Source organism: Hymenobacter monticola, assembly GCF_022811645.1.
Taxonomy (GTDB): Bacteria; Bacteroidota; Bacteroidia; order Cytophagales; family Hymenobacteraceae; genus Hymenobacter; species Hymenobacter monticola.
Map to the genome: position 1 here is coordinate 3,587,068 of NZ_CP094534.1, position 23,567 is coordinate 3,610,634.

Annotated in this window: 16 protein-coding genes; 5 read left to right on the plus strand and 11 right to left on the minus strand. The window is 62.8% G+C overall.

Going from position 1 to position 23,567, the window contains the following annotated elements; all coding sequences use genetic code 11:
• The first annotated feature begins 176 nt into the window (after positions 1-176).
• Positions 177-2,309: a carboxy terminal-processing peptidase gene (locus MTP16_RS14895; RefSeq protein WP_243510988.1), complete on the plus strand. Its 2,133-nt coding sequence runs from the start codon at positions 177-179 to the stop codon at positions 2,307-2,309.
• A 165-nt stretch (positions 2,310-2,474) separates the two neighbouring features.
• Here MTP16_RS14895 and MTP16_RS14900 read toward each other — a convergent pair whose 3' ends face one another.
• Positions 2,475-2,846 carry a hypothetical protein gene (locus MTP16_RS14900; RefSeq protein ID WP_243510991.1) on the minus strand — a complete coding sequence of 124 codons (372 nt, stop codon included), beginning with the start codon at positions 2,844-2,846 and terminating at the stop codon, positions 2,475-2,477.
• Positions 2,847-3,372: 526 nt separating this feature from the next.
• Here MTP16_RS14900 and MTP16_RS14905 point away from each other — a divergent pair.
• Complete coding sequence (locus MTP16_RS14905) at positions 3,373-4,080, plus strand: hypothetical protein (RefSeq protein ID WP_243510995.1); 708 nt, start codon at positions 3,373-3,375, stop codon at positions 4,078-4,080.
• 92 nt (positions 4,081-4,172) lie between these two features.
• On the plus strand, positions 4,173-4,829 hold the full coding sequence (locus MTP16_RS14910; RefSeq protein WP_243510998.1) for an HAD family hydrolase: 657 nt from the start codon (positions 4,173-4,175) through the stop codon (positions 4,827-4,829).
• A 159-nt stretch (positions 4,830-4,988) separates the two neighbouring features.
• Here MTP16_RS14910 and MTP16_RS14915 read toward each other — a convergent pair whose 3' ends face one another.
• The 4 genes from MTP16_RS14915 to MTP16_RS14930 all read right to left on the minus strand — a co-directional run bounded on the left by MTP16_RS14915 (position 4,989) and on the right by MTP16_RS14930 (position 12,559).
• Positions 4,989-5,273, minus strand: coding sequence for a hypothetical protein (locus tag MTP16_RS14915; protein WP_243511001.1), 285 nt, complete (start codon positions 5,271-5,273; stop codon positions 4,989-4,991).
• A 73-nt stretch (positions 5,274-5,346) separates the two neighbouring features.
• Positions 5,347-7,254 carry a CocE/NonD family hydrolase gene (locus MTP16_RS14920; protein WP_243511004.1) on the minus strand — a complete coding sequence of 636 codons (1,908 nt, stop codon included), beginning with the start codon at positions 7,252-7,254 and terminating at the stop codon, positions 5,347-5,349.
• 143 nt (positions 7,255-7,397) lie between these two features.
• Complete coding sequence (locus MTP16_RS14925) at positions 7,398-10,706, minus strand: AsmA family protein (protein ID WP_243511012.1); 3,309 nt, start codon at positions 10,704-10,706, stop codon at positions 7,398-7,400.
• Positions 10,707-11,101: 395 nt separating this feature from the next.
• Positions 11,102-12,559 (minus strand): HAMP domain-containing sensor histidine kinase, encoded by a 1,458-nt coding sequence (locus tag MTP16_RS14930; protein WP_243511017.1) that lies wholly within the window; start codon positions 12,557-12,559, stop codon positions 11,102-11,104.
• A 351-nt stretch (positions 12,560-12,910) separates the two neighbouring features.
• Here MTP16_RS14930 and MTP16_RS14935 point away from each other — a divergent pair, with 351 nt between their 5' ends.
• Complete coding sequence (locus MTP16_RS14935) at positions 12,911-16,456, plus strand: PAS domain S-box protein (protein WP_243511018.1); 3,546 nt, start codon at positions 12,911-12,913, stop codon at positions 16,454-16,456.
• Between the two features lie 57 nt (positions 16,457-16,513).
• Here the strand turns inward: MTP16_RS14935 and MTP16_RS14940 are convergent, their stop codons facing one another.
• The 4 genes from MTP16_RS14940 to MTP16_RS14955 form a co-directional block, all read right to left on the minus strand.
• Entirely contained in the window at positions 16,514-17,875 is a 1,362-nt protein-coding gene (locus MTP16_RS14940) for a sigma-54-dependent transcriptional regulator (protein WP_243511022.1), read from the minus strand.
• A 79-nt stretch (positions 17,876-17,954) separates the two neighbouring features.
• Positions 17,955-18,887, minus strand: coding sequence for a hypothetical protein (locus tag MTP16_RS14945; RefSeq protein WP_243511025.1), 933 nt, complete (start codon positions 18,885-18,887; stop codon positions 17,955-17,957).
• A gap of 1 nt (position 18,888) precedes the next feature.
• Complete coding sequence (locus tag MTP16_RS14950) at positions 18,889-19,203, minus strand: hypothetical protein (protein WP_243511034.1); 315 nt, start codon at positions 19,201-19,203, stop codon at positions 18,889-18,891.
• 58 nt (positions 19,204-19,261) lie between these two features.
• Entirely contained in the window at positions 19,262-20,092 is an 831-nt protein-coding gene (locus MTP16_RS14955) for an ATP-binding cassette domain-containing protein (RefSeq protein ID WP_243511039.1), read from the minus strand.
• A gap of 105 nt (positions 20,093-20,197) precedes the next feature.
• On the opposite strand from MTP16_RS14955, the gene MTP16_RS14960 reads away from it, so the two are divergent.
• A complete protein-coding gene (locus MTP16_RS14960; RefSeq protein ID WP_243511042.1) occupies positions 20,198-20,794 on the plus strand; it encodes a transposase in 597 nt (198 codons plus the stop codon).
• 65 nt (positions 20,795-20,859) lie between these two features.
• On the opposite strand, the gene MTP16_RS14965 is transcribed toward MTP16_RS14960, so the two are convergent.
• Together MTP16_RS14965 and MTP16_RS14970 are read right to left on the minus strand one after the other, a co-directional pair.
• Positions 20,860-21,639 (minus strand): ABC transporter permease, encoded by a 780-nt coding sequence (locus MTP16_RS14965; RefSeq protein ID WP_243511045.1) that lies wholly within the window; start codon positions 21,637-21,639, stop codon positions 20,860-20,862.
• A gap of 146 nt (positions 21,640-21,785) precedes the next feature.
• Positions 21,786-23,564, minus strand: coding sequence for an OmpA family protein (locus MTP16_RS14970; protein ID WP_243511048.1), 1,779 nt, complete (start codon positions 23,562-23,564; stop codon positions 21,786-21,788).
• Positions 23,565-23,567: the final 3 nt, after the last annotated feature.

The following is a 23,567-nucleotide window of genomic DNA, read 5'->3' on the forward strand; positions in this document are numbered from 1 at the left end:
CGCAAAATTGTAGTATTGAATATCCCACCGCTGGCCCTGCGGATTTCCGCAACCCAACCCGTTACCTTGCCGACTTTAACTTACTTTTTGGCAAGGTTCTGGCCAACCTTCCCACCCGGGGCCGGTATAAATGCCGGTCCGGGCAACCTTTCCTGACTCCTAATCATCTTCTTCGCATGAAATTTTCCCGCTTAAAGCTGGGGGTGACGTCTGCCTCCGTGCTGGCCCTGCTGGGGCTGGCGTCGTTTTCGGTGTACCAGGGCACGCCCCCGCGCGACCAAGTGGTGCTGGGCGTGATGCTGCAAGGCTTGTCGCAGCTGCACTACCAGCCCGAGAAAATCGACGACCAGTTTTCGCAGCGTGTGTACGACCTGTACCTCAAACGCATCGACGTGAACAAGCAGCTGCTGCTGGCGCCCGAAGTGGCTGCCCTGCAGCCGTTCCGTACCAAGATTGACGACGAGCTGCGCGGCGGCACCCACGAGTTTCTGGACGCGACGAACCAGCTGCTGAGCAAGCGCATGCTCGAAATCCAGACCCTCTACCGCCAGATTCTGGCCCAGCCCTTCGACTTCTCGGTGCAGGAAAGCTGGGAAACCGACCCCACCAAGGCCACCTACGCCGCTACGCCGGCCGAGCAGCGCGAGCAGTGGCGCAAGATGTTGAAGTACCAGACGCTGGCCCGCATGTCGGAAATGATGGACGACGAGGCCAAGAAGAAAGACAAGCCGCTGGCCGCGACCAAAGTGGGCGCCTCGCCCGCCACCACGTCGGACGCGTTGCGCACGCCCGCTCAGATTGAGGCCGAGGCCCGCAAGCGCGTGCTCAAGTACTACGACGAGGCTTTTGCTGACCGTCTGAAAATCGACGACAACGACCGGCTGGCCGACTTCGCCAACGCCATTGCCAACAGCTACGACCCGCACACCGACTATTTCGCGCCCATCGTGCGCGAGAATTTCGACATCACCATGTCGGGCCGGCTGGAGGGCACGGGCGCGCAGTTGGTTGAGGACGAAGGCAAGCTGAAAGTGACCGACATCGTGCCCGGCTCGGCTTCCGCCCGGCAGGGCGAGCTGAAAGTGGGCGACGTCATCCTGCGCGTGGCCCAGGGCGCCGGCGAGCCCGTGAGCGTGGAAGGCATGAAGTTCGACAAGGCGGTGAAGCTCATTCGCGGCCCCAAGGGCACGGAGGTGCGCCTGACCGTGCGCAAGCCCGACGGCGCCACGCTGGTGATTCCCATCATCCGCGACGTGGTGGTAATTGAGGAAACCTACGCCCAGTCGGCCGTCATCAAGCAAAACGGCAAGAACTACGGCTACATCCACCTGCCCAGCTTCTACGCCGACTTCAGCGGCAAGGGCGGCCGCAACAGCGGCGCCGACGTGAAAGCCGAGCTGGCCAAGCTAGCCAAGGAAAACGTGGCTGGCGTAGTGCTCGACCTGCGCTACAACGGCGGCGGCTCCCTGCGCGACGCCGTGGACATGGGCGGCTTGTTTGTGCCCAGCGGCCCCATGGTGCAGGTGAAAACCAACCGCGGCAAGCCCCAGCCCGTGGCCGATGAGGACCCCAAGGTGCAGTACGGCGGCCCGCTGGTGGTGCTGGTGAACCGCTACAGCGCCTCGGCCTCCGAGATTCTGGCCGCCGCCATGCAGGACTACGGCCGCGCCGTGGTGATGGGCAGCACCACCTACGGCAAGGGCACGGTGCAGCAGGTATTTGACCTAGACAACGCCGTGTCGCCGGAAGTGGCGGCGCTCAAGCCGCTGGGCTCGGTGAAGCTCACCATCCAGAAGTTTTACCGCGTGAACGGCGGCTCGACGCAGTTCAAAGGCGTAACGCCCGACATAACGCTGCCCGACGCGCTGACCTCCTACGCCAAGGGTGAAAAGGACGCCGACTACCCGCTGCAGTGGGATGAAATTGCGCCCGCTACCTACCAGCCCACCAATTCGGTGCCGGCGCTGCAGCAGCTGCGCGCGGCCAGTGCTGCCCGCGTGGCCGCCAGCCCCGGCTTCCGCCTCATCACCGACGCCGCCCAGCGCGCCACCGAGCAGCGCAAGAAGACCAACCTCTCGCTGAACCTGGCCGCCTACCGCGCCCAGCAACAGCAGGCCCGCGACGTGAACAAGCAGCAAACCACCGCTCAGAACGCGCTGCCCTCGCTCGACGTGGCCACCCTGGCCGCCGACGCCCGCCCGGCCAGCGACTCGACCGCCGCCAAGCGCGTGGCCCGTTTCCTGAAGCCCCTGCGTAAAGACGCCGCCCTGGCCGAAGCCGTGGCCGTGCTCGGCGACGAGGCGAAGTAGAGTTTGGGTTGTTTATAATTGGAAACGCCCCCGTTGCTTGCGCAGCGGGGGCGTTTTCAGTAGCGCGAACTTTGTAGTTCGCGTGGCAGAACGATGCCCGAACGGCGCGAGGCACGCGAACTACACAGTTCGCGCTACAGCAGGCAGCGGGCCAAGTGCTCTTGATTATACCGCTTTAGGGATTGGTTTAAGATTTACTATCATCCAAAAGAACCCCGCAAACGGCATGCTTGCTAGTAAGCCAATCTTACTGGCGGTATTTAAAATGATAGCGCCTTGGGAATTCATAAAAATCCAAAACAATATTATTGGCAGATGTAAAACTATGCCGAGCAATAAAAACGCTGGGACATTGCTCTTGCTATTTTTTGTGAGGGTTTTTTGAATCCATGAAACAAGGCAGAAGTCTATCAATAGTGGAAAAAAAGTAATGTACAGCGACGCCCCTAGCATGTCCATAACTGTCATTCTGGGCGCTGCGGGAAAGCTGCTCATCATGTCACTGGTATAGGTTTCGTTCGTCAGGTTGTATTTCAACAGAATGAAATAGAAAACGAATATGGATAAGTCTTTCGCGACGACAAAGACCAGCGTTGCAAAAAAAGAAGGGTCTCTTAAAACGCATCTTCTACATAGGGGATAGGCCGGGAGCATACGCGCTAAAGAATTAAGACTGGTGCAACGACGGAAAGCACGGCAGGAGGGGTGCTGCGCTTATGCAAGGTATGTTCACCGCCCTGTTTTTCTGCCCAGTCACCTCGTGCTTTTTTCAAAGTCAAAGTTCCGCCCCCAGCAGGGCTTCCCGCCGCCCCCGTCCGACTCCGACCAGCCCAGCAGGGACCCCTGCTGCCCCCGTCCGACTCCGACCAGCCCGGCAGGGAGCCCTGCCGCCTCCGTCCGACTCCCACCGCCCCGGCAGGGCTCCCTGCTGCCCAAAGGCAAGCCGGCGGAGCCCGGCAGGGAGCCCTGCTGCCCAAGCCACCGTAGCAGCGCTAAGAAGCTGAGGAAAAAGCAATACCTTGCCGGGGTACTCATCCATTCAGCTTCCCAAACCCCACCGCGCATGCCCCCATCTGCTACCGGAGCCACGGGCTCTACCCAACCCGAAAAGCCCAAAAAGGGCCAAACCAAGGACGTGCTGCCCGCCGGCGAGTTCGAGCTGGCCACCCTGGGCCTGAAAGCCGCCGACGCCTGGGACGCCTCCCCGCTGCCGGCGCTGCTCTGGTGCAGCAAAACCCAACTGCGGGCCGCCGCCGTGGCCTTCCGGGCCGGTGTGGGCACCGCCGACGCGGCCGACGACGACCTGAGCCCCGCCGCCCAGCGCCTGGCCGAACTGGACAAGCAGGCCGACACCAGCCTCAAATTCGTGAAAAACTACCTCACCGAGCAGCACGGCTCCCGCAAAAAGGGCGAGGCCTACTACGAAACCTTCGGGCTGGTGCGCGAAGGCGGCGACTGGGGCCTGCCCCGCGCCCGCCCCGCCCGCGCCAAAGCCCTCGACAAGCTGGCCAGCGCCCTCAAGGAATCGGACTACGACCAGAGCAAGTACGGCACCGCCTTCTGGCGGAAAGTCGAGCAGGAATACGCCCCGCTGGCCGCCACCTCCAGCACCACCCGCGGCGACAGCGCCCGGGCCGCCGGCACCAAAAACGCCCAGGAAGACAAGCTGCGCCCCATGCTGCGCGCCCTGCGCCAGCACATCAAAACCAACTTTCCCGACACCTACCGGGCCGAATGGCGCGGCTTCGGCTTTCTGAAAGAGAGCTATTAGGGCCGTAGCGCGAACTTTGTGGTTCGCGTGCCCCGCGCCGTTCGCATCGTTCGGCTGTCGTGCAGGCACGCGAACCACAACCTTCGCGCTACATGAAAGCCTTTATTTTCGACCTGAACGGGACCATGATTCACGACATGGACTTCCACACCCGCGCCTGGCGCCACCTGTTCAACCACGACCTGGGCGGCAGCTTTACCCACGAAGAAGTGAAGCCGCAGATGTACGGCAAAAACCAGGAGGTGCTGGTGAGCATGTTCGGCCCCGACCGGTTTACGAGTGAGGAAATGGACCGCCTCTCGCTGGAAAAAGAGCGGCGCTACCAGCAGGAATACCGGCCCAGCCTGGCGCTGCTGCCCGGGCTGCCCGCGTTTTTGGAAGCCGCCCACCGGGCGGGCATTCCCATGGCCATCGGCTCGGCGGCCATTCCGTTCAACATCGATTTCGTGCTCGATAACCTGCACATCCGGCACTATTTCCGCGCCATCGTGAGCGCCGACGACGTGACGCTGAGCAAGCCCCACCCCGAAACCTTCCTCAAAGCCGCCGCCCAGCTCGGCGCGGCCCCGGCCGACTGCCTCGTGTTCGAGGACGTGCCCAAGGGCGCCGAAGCCGCTCTGAATGCCGGCATGAAGGCCGTGGTGCTCACCACCACGCACGAAGCAGTGGAGTTTGCCCACCTGCCCAACGTGCTGCACTTCGCGCCGGACTACACCGATGCGTTTGTGCGCGGGCTGGCGGAGGCGTAGGGGCTGGAAGGATAGCCAGGAATAAAACAGAACGTCATGCAGAGCGCCAGCGAAGCATCTTTACCGCAGTAGTAAAATCAATTACTTGCGCGGTAAAGATGCTTCGCTGGCGCTCTGCATGACGTTATAAGGCAGGTCCGTTGTTCACGGAAGGTCACCTTACATCTTCGATTTCGACTTGCCTTTGGCGGCGCGCTTGGCCTCGCGGTGGGCGCGCTTTTCGGCATCGGAACGGCCCATGACCGGGGTGCCGGTGCCGGGCGAGAGCTTGTCGCGGTTGTTGGCGATGTTGGAGCCGTCCATGGCCGTGCCCACGCGGGGCTGGTTGTTGGAGGGCGCGGTGGGGTTGGTGTTGTTGTCGGCCGGGGCGTTGCTGGCGGGCGTGGTTTGGGCGAAGGCGGCGGTGCTCAGGCCCAGCGCAAGCATCAGGGGAAGGAGTTTCATAAAACGGTGGAAAGGGGGTGGATGATGCCCTTCCTACGTGCTACGGTCGGGCTGGGGTTGCGCGGCCGGCCTGCTACGGCAGCACCGGCACCCGCAGCGCCGAGGGGTGCGCGGCGTCGTGGTAGAGGCGGATGGTGGCCTTCTGGAAGTCCTTGGCATCAGCCGTGGCAATGGGCACGAACGTCTGCGGGTTGCGGTCTACGAGCGGAAACCAGGTGCTTTGCACCTGCACCATGAGGCGGTGGCCTTTCCGGAAGGTGTGCAGCACGTCGGGCAGCTCGTATTTCACCTCGGCGGGCTGGTTGGGCTTGAAGGCTTCAGGCTTGGAAAAGCTGTTGCGGAAGCGGCCGCGCATCACCTCGGCGCGCACCAGGCGCTGGGTGCCGTCGGGCAGCTCGTCGATGACTTTCACGATAAAATCGGCGTCGGTGCCGGAGGTGCTCACCCACAAATCGGCGTTGATGGGGCCGGCCACGGTGAGGTCGTTGGCCAGCGTCTCGGTGCGGAAGCTGAGCACGTCGGGCCGCTTGGCGGCGAAGCGCTGGTCCTCTGTCATGTACTCGTTGTTGCGCCCGCCGTGCACGCCATCGGTGTAGGGCACGGGGTTGGCCGGGTCGCTGAGGTATTGGCTTGGAGGAATCAGTTTATTGACGGTTGGCAACCGGGTGATGTGTGGATTATTTGATTCCTTGAGGGCCTTAGATACTTTGGTTTCAACTGCTGGACCAACCACGGCCAAGTGGCCGTTTTCCTGAATAACTATAGTGCGCGTATCCATCTCCTTCGGTGGCCAAGCGGCATACGTCTTCCACTCGTTCGTGCCGGTGTTGAACACCGTCGCTTCGGCCGGGTTGAAGCTGCCTTTGTCTTTTAGGTAGAAGTTGAAAAACGGTGTTTCCAGCGTCTGGCGGAAGGTTTCGGCGGTATTCGAGCCGAAATTGAGGGGGCCAAACTTGCTCCAGTCGGGGCGGCTCCAGGCGCCGTGGGTCCAGGGGCCCATCACGAGGCGGTTGGTGGCGCCGGGGTTTTGCTTTTCGATGGCCTTGTAGGTGTTCAGGGCCCCGTACAAGTCTTCGGCATCGTACCAGCCGCCCACCACCAGCACGGCCGGCTTCACGCCCGTGAGCGCGGGGCGGATGTTGCGCTGCTGCCAGTAAGCGTCGTAGGTTTCGTGCTGCAGGTACTCGTTCCAGATACGGGCGCGGTTGTTGAAATACTGCGGCTTGTTGGCGTTTTTAATCGGGCCCAGGTCCAGGAAAAACTTATAGGCGTCCTTGGTTTCGAACTTAAAAAGCGACTGGTAGTTGGCCACCGGCCCGGTGCGAGGCACGTCGAAATAATTGGTGAAGCCAAAGTTGTCGAGCAGGAAAAATGCGCCCTTGTGCCGCGCGTCGTCGCCCATGAACTCATCCGTCACCGGCGCCTGGGGCGACACTGCTTTTAGGGCCGGGTGAGCATTGGGCAGCGCCGCCGAGGCGTAGAAACCCGGGTAGCTGATGCCCGACATCCCCACGCGGCCGTTGTTGCCAGGCACGTTTTTCAGCAGCCACTCAATGGTGTCGTAGGTGTCGGTGCTCTCGTCGTGGGCGGTTGCCGTGGCCTTGCCGGCGGGCAATGACGGCGTCATTTCCTCGAACTGGCCCTCGCTCATGTAGCGCCCGCGCACGTCTTGGTGCACAAAAATGTACTTCTCCCGCGACAGCTCCCGGCTGGGCCCGGGCCCGCGCGTCGGGTATTTGTCCTCCCCATACGGCCCGGCCGAGTAGGGCGTGCGCATCATAAAGAAAGGGTAGGGCGTGGCCGCCGAGGCATCTTTGGGTACGTAGATGGTGGTGTAGAGCTTTACCCCGTCGCGCATGGTTATCTGGCGGTCGAGCTTGGTGTAATTCTGCCGCACGAAGGTGGAATCCTGGGCGCGGGTTTGGGCCTGGGCAGCGCCGGTGGCGAACAGGAGGGCGGCGGTGAGGTAGGGGCGCGTCATGTGAAGGATTGGTGTAAACAATAGCCAAAGGAACGGCAGACGGAGCGAGTGGGGAGCCCGACGGTTGTCGCGTGGACGCTGCGAGTCCGCGCATGCGAGGGTGTTCGCCCAGGCGCGGACTCGCAGCGTCCACGCGACAGCCCTCAGCGCAGCAGACGCACCGTGGTATCGAGCCGCTGCGTGGTGAGGTAGTCGCGGTACTGCTGGCGCAGGCGGGCCATGGCTTCGCGCTGCTCGTCGCGCTGGAAAAGGCGGACTTTATACTTCTCCTTCGGCGCAGTGCGGCGCAGGTTCACGTAGGTGAGCTTGCCGTTGTCGGAGTGGCTCACCTGCTCGCCGCGCTGAATGCGCTCGATGCGCTTTTCGTTGTTGCCAAAAAGCGCCTGGAAGGGCTTGAGGCCGATAAAGAGATTGGTGGCGCCCTCCAACCCGTAGTGCCCGCTGATTTCAAGGTTGCTCAGGTTGCTGTCCAGGCGCAGGCCGGGGATGATGAGCTGGCCCTGGGTGAGCAGAAATTCGCCCGTCACGGGCTCGAAGTAAAGGTGGCCGGTGCGCTCGGCTTTCATGAACTTCAGCGCCTCCATCAGGGCATCCACGTTGATGAGCTCCAGGTTGCGGAAGTCTACCTTCAGGTAGCCGTCCGTTTTCATGAAATTGGGCAGATACTTCGGGCCCAGGTCGGTGCGGATGTCGGCCACGCCGCGCAGGCTGCCCCGGATGTTGTCGCTGCCGAGCACGTTCAGGCCCATGCCGCTGGCCCCGGCGAAGAGGGCGGGCAGCTCCACGTCCTGCAGGCGCATTTGCAGCTGGGTGGGGTGGTGGGCGCGGTTGGCCGTGCTGTGCATGGAGCCGCTCAGGCGGACGCTGCCCTGCAGCACGTCCACTGAGCAGTTGTCGAGCTTGGCCTCGCCCTCCAGCAGGTGCGACACCAGCCGGAAGCGGCTGCCCCGCAAGGGTCCGTAGTGCACCTCGTCGGCCTCCACGCGCAGCACGGCGCTCAGCAGGCCGTTCGAGAGCAGTGAGTGGTTGCCGCCGGCTTGCTGGCGCTGGACGCGGCGCGTGGCCTTGCGCTCGATGCGGGCCAGGCTGCGGGCCGTGGGCACGGTGTCGGTGGGGGTGGTGAGGCTCGAAATGAGGCCCAGTAGGCGCGTCACGTCCAGCGTGGCGTAGCGGAGGGTCAGGTCGGCGTCGGCCGCCGTCAGGCGGAAATTTTCTACCTCGGCCGTGGCCTGGGCCTCGCCAAAGCCGCCCTCGGGCGTGCGGAAGCGCAGGTAGGGCAGGCGCAACAGCGAGCCGGTTTTTAGCAGCTGCAACTTCACCTGGCCCATGCTCTCGTCTTCGGGCAGCTGCGCGCGGTCGATGCTGAGCGTGAGGCGGCCGTTGGCGGCCAGCAGCAGGTCGCGCAGGGCGGGCGCGGGCTCGCCGGCGGGGCGTTCCTTCGCCCCGGGTTTTGCTGGGCGCGCGGCCCCGGGCGTGGGCCGGGTGAAGCGCTCCACAAACTGCCGGTAGTTGAGGCTGGCAAAGTGCACGCCCAGGTCGTAGGCCACGGGTGCCACGCGGTTGTCGGGGTCGGTGGGCCAGTGCACGCTGCCGCGCACGTCGCCGCCCCACACGCGGCCGGCCAGGTTCAGCAGCTGCACCTGCCGCCCGTCGTGGCGCACGGTCACGGCCAGGTTTTCGAGCGTGTCGTGGGCCAGCAGCAGGCGCTGGCAGCGCAGGCTGGTGTTCAGCAGCAGGCCGGGCGGAATCAGCTCGCTGCCCAGCGTGGTGGCCAACTGGGCCTTGTCGCGGGCGTTGCGCGCGCGCTTGGGCAGGCTGGTGGGCGAGAAGCCAGGCCCGGCCTCGCGGGGCAGGGGCCGCAGCAGGTGGCGCAGGCTGGCCACCCGCAGCTCGTCCACCGCAAAGTTGCCGCTGATGCGTGCGGTAGGGTGCTGGCCCGTCAGGTAATCGAGCAGGTGCACCGTGGTGGCCGAGGCCCGGAAGTGCATGCCATTGAGCACGCCCGCGGCGTTGGAAAGCCGCCACAGGCTGTCCTGCAGGCCCACTTTCACATCGAGTTCCGAGAGGTCGGCTCCGCGTAGGGGGAGCAGAAAAGAGGCCTGGTGCAGGTTCACGGTGCCATTGAGCGCCAGGTTTTTGCGCGGGCCCAGGTCAGGTCGGTTGGGCGGGGGCGGCAGCAGGCCCCGCACCCGCACGTCGAGGTCGGCCACGCCGCCGCGGGCCCGCCACCGGCCCGGCGACACCACGGCCGCCAGTTCCGCCAGCTCGGCACGGCCCCGCAGCCGGCCGTCCACGAAGGGCCGCTTGAAGTCGCGCAGCGTGAGGGCCGCGTCGAGCCGGCCCGCGGCCGAGTAGATGCGGCAGCGCTTCAGGGTGAGCACGGTGGAGCGGATGTTGTGGCGGGGGCCGTTGTCGTAGGTGCCGGCCAGGTCCCAGCGGGTGATGTGGCGGCCCTGGCCGGGCCATTTCAGGCTGGCCGCGCGCAGGCTAAAGCTCAGCACGTTGTGCGGCGTCACCTTGGGCCCGCTTAGCCCCGTGATGGCGTAGTGAATGTGGGCCTTGCTGGGGCTGGTGGCCCCTTCCAAGTAGGGCTCCAGGCGCGGGGGCAGGGCGGCGTGCAGCACGTCGGTGAGGGGCTGGTTGCCCACGAAGCGCAGGTTCAGCAGCGTGCCGGCGGGCTGGTCAGGGGCCACGGTGTGGGTGCCGCTCACCCGGATGGTGTCGCCGTTGAGGGTGGCGCGGGTGCGGTAGAGCAGCCCCTGGCGGTTGCGGAAGGTGTATTGGTAATGCACCCAGGCCTGCACCGGCTCGTGCTCGAACAAAGTGCCAGCGCGGGTGCGCAGGTAGCTCAGCTGCCCGTTGAGGGTGCCGGCCACCTGCATCACGCCGCCTTTCAGGCGCACCGACAGGCGGGCCGCGTCGGCGTGGGCGCCGAAAGCCGTGCGCAGGTAGCCGTTGTGCGAGCTGAAATTGAAATTGCTCACCAGCAGCTCATCCAGCTTGAGGTTGAGGACGGGGGCGCGGCCGGTGCCGCGCTTGCGCTTGCCCCGCAGCCCCCAGGAGCGGCCCAGCGAGTCGACCCGCTCCCGAAAGTCCACGTCGGTCAGGGCCAGCCGTTTCACCAGCACCTGGCCGCGCAGCAGCGGCAGCATTTCCAGGCGCAGGTCGGCGCGGCGCAGGCTGAGCACCGGCATGCGCCGCCGAAACGAGGTATCGGTGAGGGCAATGTGCTGGATGGACGCCGTGAGGTGCGGAAAATCACTCCACGGCGAAAACTCCACCTCAAACGGCTCCAGCACCAGCTCCGAGTCGTGGGTGAGGGCGCGGCGCACCTTCTGCGCCACCAGGTGCCGCCCGTACTCGCTGCCCACCAGCCACACCACCGCCACGCCCCCCAACACCACCAGCAGAAGCACTGCCGCTAGTATGCGCCGGAAGGAGAATGATTTCATAGGAGCCGTCATTACCGGTTGAGCGGCGGCTTGCCGCGCACAGTTCAGCCAAAGTAGCCCAAATACGTGAAAAAAGGCCTTGTGTCTGGTTGCGCACCGCCTGGCCGCCTCAGAATTAATACTGGGCGGGGAGCAGCCGCACAACTGCTGCGCCCGAAGGGCAGAGGCACCGCCGGCTTTCCATCAGCCACCTGGCTTCCGGAAATAGGCCCCAAGACCCAAAGCCCGCCATGCCGAACGCTAGGTTTCAAGCCAGAAAACGCCTAGCTTTCGGCCCCTAATTGCCCGTCGCTAAGTGCACCCAAACCCGGGCACTTGCCAAGAGTGAAAGCTGCTGCAAAAGCCAGTGCGTTTTTGTGCTTGTTGGTGTGCGGTTAAACTTTTTTTGTGCGGATTTAAGCCGGTATTGGGAGCGTGAAAAGGAAGCGGCTGCCCTTTTCGGGCTGACTCTCAACCCATAGCTGCCCACCCTGCGCGTGGATGAATTCCCGCGAGATGCTGAGTCCTAAACCCGAACTGTTGCCTTTGGCCGTATGGCCCGGCACCCCGGCAAAGCGCTGAAAGATGCGCTTGTGGTACTCGGCCGGAATGCCGGGGCCGCAGTCTTCCACGCTCACGCGCACCATTTCGCCCCAGGGCAGCACGCGCACCACCAGCGGGGCTCCCGCGGGTGAATACCGGATGGCATTGGACAAGAGGTTGATGAGCACCCAGGTGGTTTTTTCCACGTCGCCTTGTACCTCGGGCAGCGTCTCGGGCAACTGAATATCGAGCTGCAGCTGCTTGTCGGCTAGCTGGGGATGCACGGTTCGGGTGGCGTAGCCGATGACCTCGGCCAGGCGCATGCGCTGCACGTCGAGCTTGATGCCGGCGCCCGCGTCGAGGCGGGCCACGTCGATGAGCTGGCCCACCATGCTGAGCAGGCGCTGGGTTTCCTCGCCAATGCCGGCGGCCAGGCGCTGGCGCTCGGCGGCGTCGGTGCGGTCGTTTTGCAGCAGCATGAGGCTGAGCTTGATGCTGGCCAGCGGCGTCTTCAGCTCGTGCGAGATGGTGGCCAGAAAGGTCGATTTTACCTCGTCCAGCTTTTTGAAATCGGACACGTTGCGCAGGCAAAAGATGTGGCCACCGGACGTGGTTTTGCCGGCCGGGCCGCCGCTGTTCATTTCGATGGGGCTGATGCTGAGCTGGTAGTGTGGCGCATCGCCCTTGTGCGGGAAGGTGAACACGGGGTCGGGCACGTCGTCGCCGGCCAGGTTGTGGGCGGCCAGCGGGGCCAGCAAGTCGCGCAGCAGCTCGTTGGTTTCGGCCACGGCGGCGGCGGGCTTGCCTTCCAGCTCGTGCTGACGCAGGCCCAGCAGGTCGCAGGCCACGGGATTGGCCAGCACGATGGTGTTGTGCTCATCAAGCAGCAGCAGGCCCTCGTCCAGACTTCTCACCAGGCTGTCCATGCGGTTGCGCTCGGTGAATAGCTCGGCCAGGGTGGTGCGCAGCTCGGTTTGGGCCTGGCTGAGCACGCGGTTCACGGCGGTGGCCACCGAGCCCACTTCGTCGCGCCGGCCCACGCCCACGCGGGTGGCGGGGCCGGGGCCGGCCACCTTTTCCACGTCCACGGTGAGGCGGCGCAGCGGGCGCACCACCACGCGCGGCAGCCGCACCATCATGGTGACGCCCACGGCCGTGCCCGCCACCAGAAACAGCAGCACCGTGGAACGGGCCAGGTTGAAATCGTGCTGCTCGATGCCGTGGGCGCCGTTTTCGAGGTAGCGGATGGTGAAGAAGGCGTAGCCGCCCAGCCCCAGCAGCAGCAAAAGCAGCAGGAACACACTCAGGCGGATTTTAAGTTTGAGGGACATAATGCGAAGTAAAAGCAACCGCGCGCGGCGGCCTGCGACCCGGCGGGCGCGGCAGGCAAACATGAAAATACAAAGCAACCCACCTGGCAGCGCTGAATCCCGCGCCGCCGAAACGCTGCCCTGCGGGCACGCATAGATGGCTTAAGTAGTAGCAGATTGCGAGGGAGAACGGCTAGGCTAATTCCTAAGAAGTAATGGGTTGAGAAGTCGCTGACTAAACGATTTCTGGCATAAGAAACAGCCCTTGTGCCGTACTTTGTATGGCGGTTAAGCTTTGCATTATTCGCCAGCGGATAAATACCATTACTGTTTGCGGCTGACCAAGTAGGCACTTTCTGCTATCTACCGGCTATGAAAACCGTCTCTGCCTTCTCTGATGCCGACTGGGCCGCGCAGCTGCGCGTGGAGCAGGCCCGCCGCGCGCAAGCCGAAGCGGCACTGGCCGAGGCGCAGGCCCGCCTGGCGGCCCTCGAAAACCAGCTGGCCAGCACCGCCAGCACCGCCCAGCACCAGCACACCCAGCTCACGGCCTTGGTCCAGAACCTGCAGGCCGGCCTGGTGCTGGTCGACCAGGCCGGGCAGATTCAGTTCGTGAGCCAGGGCTTCTGGGAGCTGTTTGGGCTGCCGCCCGTGGCGGGGCCGGCCGAGGGCGGCCCGCCCATCCCGTACGCCGCCGTGCGCATCGACGAGGCCTTTGCCGACCCCGCCGCTTTCACGGCCCGCGCCCGCGCCCTGAACATGGCCGGGCAAACCGTGCTGCAGGAAGCATTTGCCCTGGCCGACGGCCGCGTGGTAGAGCTGGACTACCTGGTGCTGGACACGGCGGGGGCGGGGCGCCTGATTTGCTACCGCGACGTGACCGAGCGCCACCGCCGCGACGAAGAGCTGCGCACCCTGTCGTACATCCCGGCCCAAAGCCCCAACCCCATCCTGCGCCTCACAGCCACCGGGGAGGTGGATTACGCCAACCCGGCGGCCCGGCCGCTGCTCGATGCGCTGGCCGCCGAAGCGCCCGGCACCGTGCCGCAACGCCTGCTGGCGCTGGTGCAGGAGGCACTGCTCGCGCCCCAGGTGCCCCAGCAGGCGCTGGCCGTGGCGGGGCAGCACTACCAGTTTTCGGCGGTGGCCGTGCCCGGCCAGCCCTACGTGTCGCTCTACCTCACCAACGTGACCGAGCGCCACCTGGCCGAACAGCGCCTGGCCGAGCAGCGGGCGTTTTATGAGGGCGTGCTGGAGCAGGTGCCCTCGGCGGTGGCCGTGTTCGACGCCGAGCACCGCTACCTGTTTCTCAACCCGGCCGTGGAGCCCGACCCCGCCGTGCGCGCCTGGATGCTGGGCAAAACCAGCGCCGAAACCGGCCCTCTCCGGCAGAGGCCCGAAGCCATTATGCAGACGCGTAGCGCCGCCTTTGCCGAGGCGGTGCAAACCGAGGAAGAGGTGGTGTGGGAAGAAATGCGCCCTAGTCCCGATGGGCCCATCTACCATTTGCTGCGGTACCGCTCGGCGCGCGATGCCGACGGCGCCCTGCGGGTCATCAGCTCGGGCATCGACATCACGGCGCGCAAGCGGGCCGAAGAAAAGCTCGCCCGGCAGCGCGAGTTCTACGAGTCCATCCTCAACCTGCTGCCCGTCGACGTGGCCGTGTTCGATGCCGAGCACCGGTTTTTGTTTGTGAACCCGTCCTCGATTTCCGACCCGGAAATCCGGCAACAAATCATTGGGCTGACCAGTGCGGAGTACTTCGCCCTGCGCCAGGGCCGGCAGCCGGCCGACATGGCCGCGCAGCGGGAGCAGTACTTCGACCTGGCCGTGCGCACCCGCGCCGACGTGACCTGGGAAGAAATGCGCACCGACCATAAGCAGCGCCCCCAACTCATCATGCGGCACCTGCGGCCCGTGTTCGACGCCGACGACACACTGCGCATGGTGGTGGGTGCCGGCCTCGACATCACGGCGCGCTACACGGCCGAAAAGCTGCAGCACGAAGTGCAGCAGATGCTGCAGGTGCAGCAAAACTTTGTGCGCCAGATTCTCGACGCTCTGCCCAACGTGCTCTACTTGGTGGACCCCAGCGGCGCCGTTTCGTTTGCTAACCCCGCCTACGAGGCCATGATTGGCCACGGCAGCCACTGGCACCTGGAGGGCGCCCCGGAGCCGGTGCGCGAGGAAATGCGGCAGATGCAGGCCCTCAACCAGCTGGTGCGCACCACCCGGCAGCCGCAGGTGCAGGAAATGCCTTTCACGCTGAAATCGGGCGAGGTGCGCTATTTTGAGGTGCACAAGCGGCCGCTGCGGCGCCTCGACGGGCAGTTTGACATCCTGACAATCAGCACCGACGTGACGGCCGTGAAGCAGGCCCGCCTGGCCCTGGAGCGCCGCGAAAAGCAGTACCACGACCTGGTGTACTACTCGCAGGCCCTCATCTGCACCCACGACGAAGCCGGCAACATCCTGTCGGTAAACCCCGCCATTGAGCGCCTCATGGGCCTGCCCGCCGCGCAGCTGGTGGGCAAGCGGCTGCAGCAGGCCATTCCGTCTGAGCACCACGCCGCCGTGCAAGCCTACCTGGACGGCACCCAGCAGGCCCAGGCCGGCGTGGTGCAGGTGCGGGCCGGAGGCGGCGAGCGGCGCTACCTGCAGTACTATTCCTACGAGGTGCGCGAGGAAGGCTACTCCACCTACGTGGTGGCCTCGGGCTACGACGTGACGGAGGGCATCCTGGCTCAGAAAGCCCTGCAACAAGCCAAATGGGAGGCCGATGAAAACGCGCAAGCCAAAGTAGACTTCCTAGCCCGCATGAGCCACGAAATCCGCACGCCCCTCAACGGCGTGCTGGGCATGGCCACGCTGCTGCAAAAAACGCCCCTCACGGCCGACCAGCGCGACTACCTGGCCACCATGCAGCACGCCGGCCAGCACCTGCTGGCCCTGCTCAACGACGTGCTTGACATGACCAAAATCACCACCCAGCACCTGCAGCTCAGCCACGCGCCCTTCGACCTGCGCGTGGCCCTGCAAGGCGCCGGCCAGACCGTGTCGGCCCTGGCCGCCGAGAAAGGCCTGTCGCTGGTAGTGGAGCCGCTGGCCGCCGCCGTGCCCCGCGTGGTGGGCGACGCCTACCGCCTGCACCAAGTGCTGCTCAACCTACTCTCGAACGCCATCAAGTTCACGGAAAAGGGCCACGTCCGGCTCGGGGCCGACGTGATAGACGAAACCGCCGAGGCGCTGACGGTGCATTTCCGCGTCGACGACACCGGCATTGGCATCCCGCTCAAAGAGCAGGCCCACATCTTCGAGGCCTTTGCCCAGGCCACGGCCGAAACCAGCGGCCGCTACGGCGGCACCGGCCTGGGGCTGGCCATCAGCCAGCAACTGGTGGAGCAAATGGGCGGCACCCTGCGCCTGCGCAGCCGGCCCGGCCACGGCACGCTGTTCATGTTTCTGCTCACGCTGCCGCGCGCCGTGGAAGGCATGACGGCTCAGGCGCCTGCGCCGCCCGTGGTGCCCACCGAGCGCCTGCGCGGCCTGCGCGTGCTGCTGGCCGAAGACAATCTTGTGAACCAGCGCATTGCCGTGGCTGTCCTCGAACACTGGGGCGTGCAGGTGACGGCCGTAGGCAATGGCCTCGATGCGCTGGCCGAATTGCTCAAGCAGCGGTTCGACGTGGCCTTGCTCGACATCCGCATGCCTGGCCTGACCGGGGTGCAGGTGACGGAGGCCATTCGCCGCCATCCCGACGCGGCCTGCGCCCAGTTGCCCATTGTGGCCCTCACCGCCAACGCCTTTGCCGCCGACCGCGCCGCCTACCTGGCCGCCGGCATGAACGCCTGCCTCACCAAGCCCTACGAGGAAGCCGCCCTCAGCCAGCTCCTGCTGGAGCTGACGGCGGCCAAGTAGATGGACAAGTGGGCTTTACTGACCGTTATGCTTCACTACGCTCTGCATGACGGTCTTTTATGAAGTGTGAACCAACCCGTATTCTTCCAGCTTGCGGTACAGCGTTGTCAGCCCAATGCCCAGCCTCTTCGCGACTTCCGGCTTGTTGCCGTCCAGCTCGCGCATCAGCCTGGCAATGTGCTGGGCTTCCAGCGCCCGCAGGCTCTCGTCGCCCGCCACGGCCCTGGGCCGGCCCAGGGCGTGAAACTCATCGGGCAGAAAATCGGCCGACAGCAGCTCGCCGGTGGGGGCGAGGATGGCGGCGCGCTCCAGCACGTTTTTCAGTTCGCGCACATTGCCGGGCCAGGGGTATCGCTGCAGCAGGGCCAGGGCCTCGGGCGTGAGGCCGGGCAGGCGCTTGCTGAGCTTGGCAGCGAAATCGCGCAGGAAGTGCTGGGCCAGCGGGGCCACGTCGGCGGGCCGGTCTTTGAGGGGTGGCACCTGGATGGTGAACACCGAGAGGCGGTAGTACAAATCGGGCCGGAAACGGCCTTCGGCGGCTTCCTGCTTGAGGTTGCGGTTGGTGGCAGCCACCATGCGCAGGTTCACGTTGGTGGGCTTGGTGTCGCCGAGCTTCACGAATTGCTGCAGCTCGAGCACCCGTAGAAACTTGGCCTGCACGTTGAGCTCCAGCTCGCCGATTTCGTCCAGGAACAGGGTGCCGCCGTTGGCTTCTTCCAGCAGGCCCTTCTTGTCGGTGAGGGCGCCGGTGAAGGCGCCTTTCCGGTAGCCAAACAGCTCCGATTCGAGCAAGTCTTTGGGGAAGGCGCTGCAGTTCACGGCCACGAAATTCTTAGCCTTGCGGGGGCTGGCCTGGTGAATAGCCTGGGCAAACAGCTCCTTGCCGCTGCCCGTGGGGCCTTCGAGCAGCACGGTGCTGTCGGTGGGGGCTACCTGGCGGGCCAGCTGCTGCACGCGCTGCAGCTCGGGCGAGGCGCCTATCATGGCCTCGAAGGTGTGGCGCTGGCCCATGCGGCGCTCCAGCTCCGTGACGCGCTGGCGGAGGCGGGCTTTTTCGGCGGCGCGGTCGACGACGACCACCAGCTGCTGCTCAAAATCGCCCTTGGTGAGGTAGTCGAAGGCGCCGAGCTTCATGGCCTTCACGCCGTCGGGGATGGTGCCGTAGGCGGTGAGCAGCACTACTTCGGCATCGGGGGCGGCGGCTTTGTAGCGGGGCAGCAGGTCCACGCCGTGGCCGTCGGGTAGCTTCACGTCGGAGAGCACCAGCAGCACCTCGTCGGCGTGTTGCTGGAGCAGCTCCAGGCCGCGGCGGGCGTCGGGGGCTTGCAACACGGTGTAGCCTTCCAGCTCCAGCACCTGGGCCAGCAGCTGGCGCAAGCGCGCTTCGTCGTCGATGATGAGGAGGGTACCGGTGGGCATAAATTTCGAGATTAAAATCAAATGCTGTAAAAAAAGCAAGTGAGACTAATACCCATTTGGTGTGTGAAGCTCGTTTTACTTATTTCTTTGGATTGCGTCCTCTACCAATTGCGCGCTTAATTGTTTTATTTCTTCCTGTCGAGCGCTTGTTAGTGTATTTCAAAGTTATCTCATCGGATAATTGGGTTAGGATGTTAATTTGAGACTTCAGGCTATTTCGCTGCTCATTAAACGATTTAACAATGCGCGTTTTGCTTCGTTTTCTAGTATTTGAAACAGAGGCAGTTTTGTTTTTATTCTCTAAAACGAAACGATTGTCAACTATCTTGATGGATGGGTCAAGATTCACAATAATCTTGTCTATTGACTTTCCGATAAGGCTAGCAACTTTGTGAGCCTCATTATATGAAATTCTCTCAATTTCTCTCGTGAATTTATTACGTTCATTATAAAGCTCCTCTATGTACAAAGGGGTCTTTTCATCTAATACATGTAAGCTTATATTTGAAATTTTTTCAGCAAGAACAGCTAGGCTTTTATTGCGAATAAGTCTGGTGACTTGAGCTTTTTTAAAAGCTAAGTTGTAAGTATTGTTGAAGTTTCTGAGTAGGAGTGCGAAACCCGAATTTTCAACAAAACTTTTAGAAAGTATTATTGTGTCACGTAAAGTAGCTGTGGACAGCTTAAGTGCAATAACAAGTTCAGAAATTTTAGTATCTCTACTATTAGATTCAATGCCTTTGTCCTCAAAGGTATTAGTCCATGCTACGAAGGATGAACGTCTGCGCGTGCTAGATAGCTGTATAATCCGAATTGCTTGCTTAGTGTCTGGAAGGAAAACTGAAAAAATAGGGTTTCCATCCATCATATCATCGCCATTGGCGAAGATATTTGAAACCCATGTTTCTGATTTGCCTTCCACAATACTTTTAAATTCGTTAGCCCATAATTCTTGGACCTCGATATAAGTCTGTGGATTAGTTAGAAAATCTTGGTATTCTCTGGAGTTCATCTTATATAAGGGCTATGCCGGCATGAATTTCTAGGTCTACGCGCTCATGTTCTGTATCATCTACTGGAAAAGACTTTAAAAGTGGTTTTCCTGCATGAGTTACGTTGTAACCGCCATTTTTCTGTATTCGCACAATAGTTTTCATACAGTCGATAAATGACTCTTTTCTAATTCTTCTGTCTTTAGGCTTAAGCTTGCTCTCTAGTGTTTTTAATAGTGTTTGTCCATCTTTTAAGATTAATGGTGTTCCTTGTTCCCAAGGCTCAGATTCTTCAAGTTTCTTTCCTTGGGCTTGAAACCTTCCTCTATGACTCATAATCAATCTTTTTCGTGCAATGTAATACCTTCGTGTACAAACTAAAATATTTTGCTCTCTAACTACCCCGAATCTCCTGCTTGATGTGCTCCACGAACTGGGCGAACTCGGGTTCGGCTTCCACGTTTTCGTGCCAGGCGAGGCCCATTTCGGCCAGGTTGTATTGGTGCTGGGGGCTGATGGTGGCGCCCGGCACGAGGGCCCCGGCCGCGTCGTGCTCGTAGCCGAGCAGCCAGAGGCGGTCGGCCAGGGCGGTGGTGGTCACGATGTCGTGCGAGACGATGATGACGGTGTTCAGCTCGTCCATGGTGGTCACTTCCACGATGATGCTTTTCAGCTCGTCAATCATGGCCACGTCGAGGCCGGAGAAGGGCTCATCGAGCAGGATGAGGTGGTCGGAGCAGAGCAGCTGCTGGGCAATGGCCGCCCGCTGCCGCTGCCCGCCCGAGAGATGGGCCGGGTACTTGCGGGCGTGCGGCGCCAGGCAAAACCGCTCCAGATAGGCGGCCACGTGCTGGCGGGCGGCCTCGGGGGCGTGCTTGCGCTGGGCGGCCACCAGCAGGTTGTCGTGCAGGGTGCGGTGGTCGAACAGCGGGTAGCGCTGCTGCACGAAGCCCACCATGCCGGGCTGCACGGGCTGCTGGGCCTGGCCTACCTCCACAGTGCCGCTGCCGGGCCGGATGAGCCCCGCCATGATGCGGCACAGCACCGACTTGCCGATGCCTGAGCGGCCGTAGAAGCCTACGACCTGGCCCTGCTTCATGTTGGGCCGCGTCACGTCGAGCACCTGGGCGTTGATGTCGCGCAGAATGGGTTCGCCGCGGAAGGCGATGGAGACGTTTTCCAGGGTGAGGATGGGGTCTTTGTAGGCGAAGGTGTGGGCAGTCATGGCGGGTTGTAGCGTGGACTCTGCGAGTCCGCGCGTGTGGGGGTTAAATGGAATAGCTTGTCCGGACGGGGCGCGGACTCTCAGAGTCCACGCTACATTGCGGCCGTGTTGGAATTGATAAATTATGAGCGCAATCTGCCGCACCGGCTGCCGCCGGGCGGGGTGGTGTTTGTGACGTTTCGGCTTGCGGGCTCGTTGCCGCGCATGGTCGTGGAACAGCTTCAGGCGGAGCTTGACCTGGCTTGGCAACGCTTTGAGTCAGAGCCGGCGCAGCTTTACGCAGCGCAAAAGCGTTATTTTGGACGCTTCGATGACCAGCTAAATAAAGGCGGGCATGGTCCGATGTATTTGCGCGAGCCAGCCATTGCGACTTTGGTGGCGGAATCGTTGCGATACTTTGACGGCGCGAACTATGACCTGCGGCGCTATTGCATCATGCCAAACCACGTGCACATGGTCGTGCGGATATTGGAAGAAGCTCCGCCGCTGGTGAAAACCTTGCAGCGATTGAAAAGCTACACCGCCACGCAAGCCAATAAGCTTTTAGGTCGAACGGGCGCTTTTTGGCAAGCCGAGAGCTACGACCATGTGGTGCGCAAAGGAGAGTTGGAACGAGTAATAACGTATGTGTTGGAGAATCCGGTGAAAGCGGGGTTGGTAGATGATTGGGAACTGTGTCCTTACACGTACTGGGCGCTGTAGCGTGGACTCTGCGAGTCCGCGCATTCGTAGTATGTTCGCCCAGGCGCGGACTCGCAGAGTCCACGCTACACTGCGCTACTGCCCAACTGCGAGTAAGGAAAGAACACCCGTCGCAGCAGCACAAACACGTAGTCCTGCGCCGCCCCGGTGGCCAGAATCACCAGTTGAATGGCCAGCACGCCATCGAGGTGCAGGTAGCGGTTCTGCTTGTAGAGCAGCAGGCCGATGCCGCCCTCGGACTGGTAGAGCGTTTCCACCAGCGTAATCATGGTCCAGATAATGGCGAAGTTTTGGCGCACCACTTCCAGCATGTCGTCCAATTTGCCCAGCACCACCACTTCGTAGAAGCTGCGCCACTCGCTCATGCCCAGGGTTCGGGCGTGGTCCATTTCTTCCTGCGTGGTGGTTAGAATCAAGCTCGTCATGCCCGTCACCAGGTACACCGTGGCGCCGAAAATGAGTACCGAAAGCTTCACCTGGTGGCCGGAGCTCACCATCAGGGCCATGAAGAAGGTGAGGCCGGTGAGGGTGAGGTAGCGCATCTTGCTGGCTGCGAAGGCAATGGGCCGGAAGAAGGGCAGCGCCGTGAGGTAGGAAATGGCCAGCGCCAGCACCGTGGCTACGGCCAGGGCTTGCAGGGCCGTGGTCATGCTGGCCCACAGCTCCTGGATGAGGCCCTGCGAGATAACAAGGTCGCCGAGCGCACGAACGACCTCGCCCAGGCTGGGGAAAAGCTGCATGGGATAAAATAGCCACAGCAGCAGCAGAACGGCGGCCTGGCCGATGACCATCGTGGTGAACACAAGGCGGGCCGGCTGGGCGTTGGGGGCGAAAAGGGATTTCATAACTTGTAGCGTGGACTCTGCGAGTCCGCGTCACGAGCGCAGCGAGTATCGTCGGCTGCGCTCGTGGTTGGGAAAGTTTGTGGATATTCAGGCGACGATACTCGCTGGCGCTCGTGGCGCGGACTCGCAGAGTCCACGCTACATTTCTAATTGCCCAGTACCACTTCCACGCGGCGGTTTTTGGCTTTGCCGTCGGGGGTGCTGTTGCTGGCTACCGGCTCGGTGGCACCGTGGGCGTACACCTGCACGCGGCCGTCGGGGAAGGCGCTGTGGCTCTTGGCTTCGAGCCAGTGCTCCACGGCCATGGCGCGGTCTTCGCTGAGCTGCTGGTTGCGGCCGGGGTCGCCGGAGTTGTCGGTGTGGCCGTGCACGGCCACTTTCAGGCGGCCGGCCACCACCAGGTCGTCGAAGAGCTGGTTCAGCTCGCGGGTGGCCTGAGGCGTGAAGCTGCTCTGGCCGCTGTTGAACTCGATGTTCCAGGCGCGCTTGCTCACGCTCTGGCGGATTTCGTCGCCGGCGGCAAACTGCTGGGTTTCTGCCGGGGCCACGGCTTTGCCTTTGTACTGCGCCTGCAGCTGTTGCAGAGGCTTCAGGTCCAGCATCTGGTCGAGGGGCACGTAGTTGGGCAGTTCCTTGGGGTAGAGCTTTTTCTGCACGTCCCCGAAGGTTTTATACACCGAGGCGTAAATGTTAGTGCCGCCTTCGTCGAGGCCGAACAAGGTCAGGTTGTCGCTGAAATTGAAGGCTTTGCTACCGCCCAGCTCCACCACGTCGCCGTTGCGGTCGGTTTCGCTCACGCCCTTGTAGTATTTCAGCCAGTAGGCGCCGGGCTTGTCCTGGTCGCCGTACACGGTGGCCGAAATGTCGGCGGCGCGGGTCAGGGCTTCGGGGTGGGCTTTCACCTGGTCGCCGGCCACGGCGAAGGCCTTCATCAGGCCCAGCACCTCCTTGGGGTGGGCGTCGTACCAGCGCTTGGTCGTCACCATGATGTTGGGCATCTGGTTAGAGTAGTCTTTGGTGCTCACAATGTTGACGAGGCCGCCGCGCTGCTTGGCGATGTTCACGTCGCCGGGCGTCCAGGTGGCCACGGCGTCGGCCACCACGTCCACCTTCACGCCGGTGTTCTTGCCGTTCACCACTTTGGTGCGGCTTTCGGGCTTGCCGAGGATGTATTTCTCGGCAGCCACTAGGAAGTCGCTGGCAGCCATGAAGTTCACGGCTTCGGGGTCGTAGGTGGTTTCGTCGGGGTTCACTTTCAGGCCGTTGTCGGCGCACCACTTCAGGGCAATGTTCTGGTCGCCGTCGCGCAGGTAGCAGGCAATGGTTTTGCCCAGGGCCGTTTTGGGGTTATCGAGCCATTCTTTCGGGCCCATCAGCTTGTCTTCGCCAAAACTTTTGCCCACCGAGTAAGGGATGATTTGCAACTGGGTGCCGGCCTTCTGCAGCTCACCCTGCACAGCCGAGAAGCCCGGCAGGCCGTCACCCATAATGCTAACAATCAGGCCCGGCGTTTCGGGCTTGCTTTGCAGGTCGAGGGCGTTTTTCACCAGGTCCGCCTGCATCTTGCTCACGTCGTCCTGGCGCACAATCTGCATGTCGAGCCCGTTGGCCGCCGCGGCCGAGCCCGTGGTGGTGCGGGGGCCGCCGTTGGCCAGCATGCCGGCCATCTGGCTGTTCCAGGCCATCACCTCCCACACCACGGGCGTGCCCTTGTCGGCGGGCGTGGTGCCGGGCAGCGGGGCCAGCGGCACCACAATGGTAGCCCGGTTGCCGCCCGTGGCCGCGGGCAGCTCGATGGAGTTGAGCAGCACCGATTCGGTATCCGCTTTCTTGAAGACGGCACCGCTGGCTATCAGCTTGTTGATGCCGAAGTAAAGGGCCGCTACGATGAGCAGACCAATTACGAATTTACCACGTGTTGTCATTTT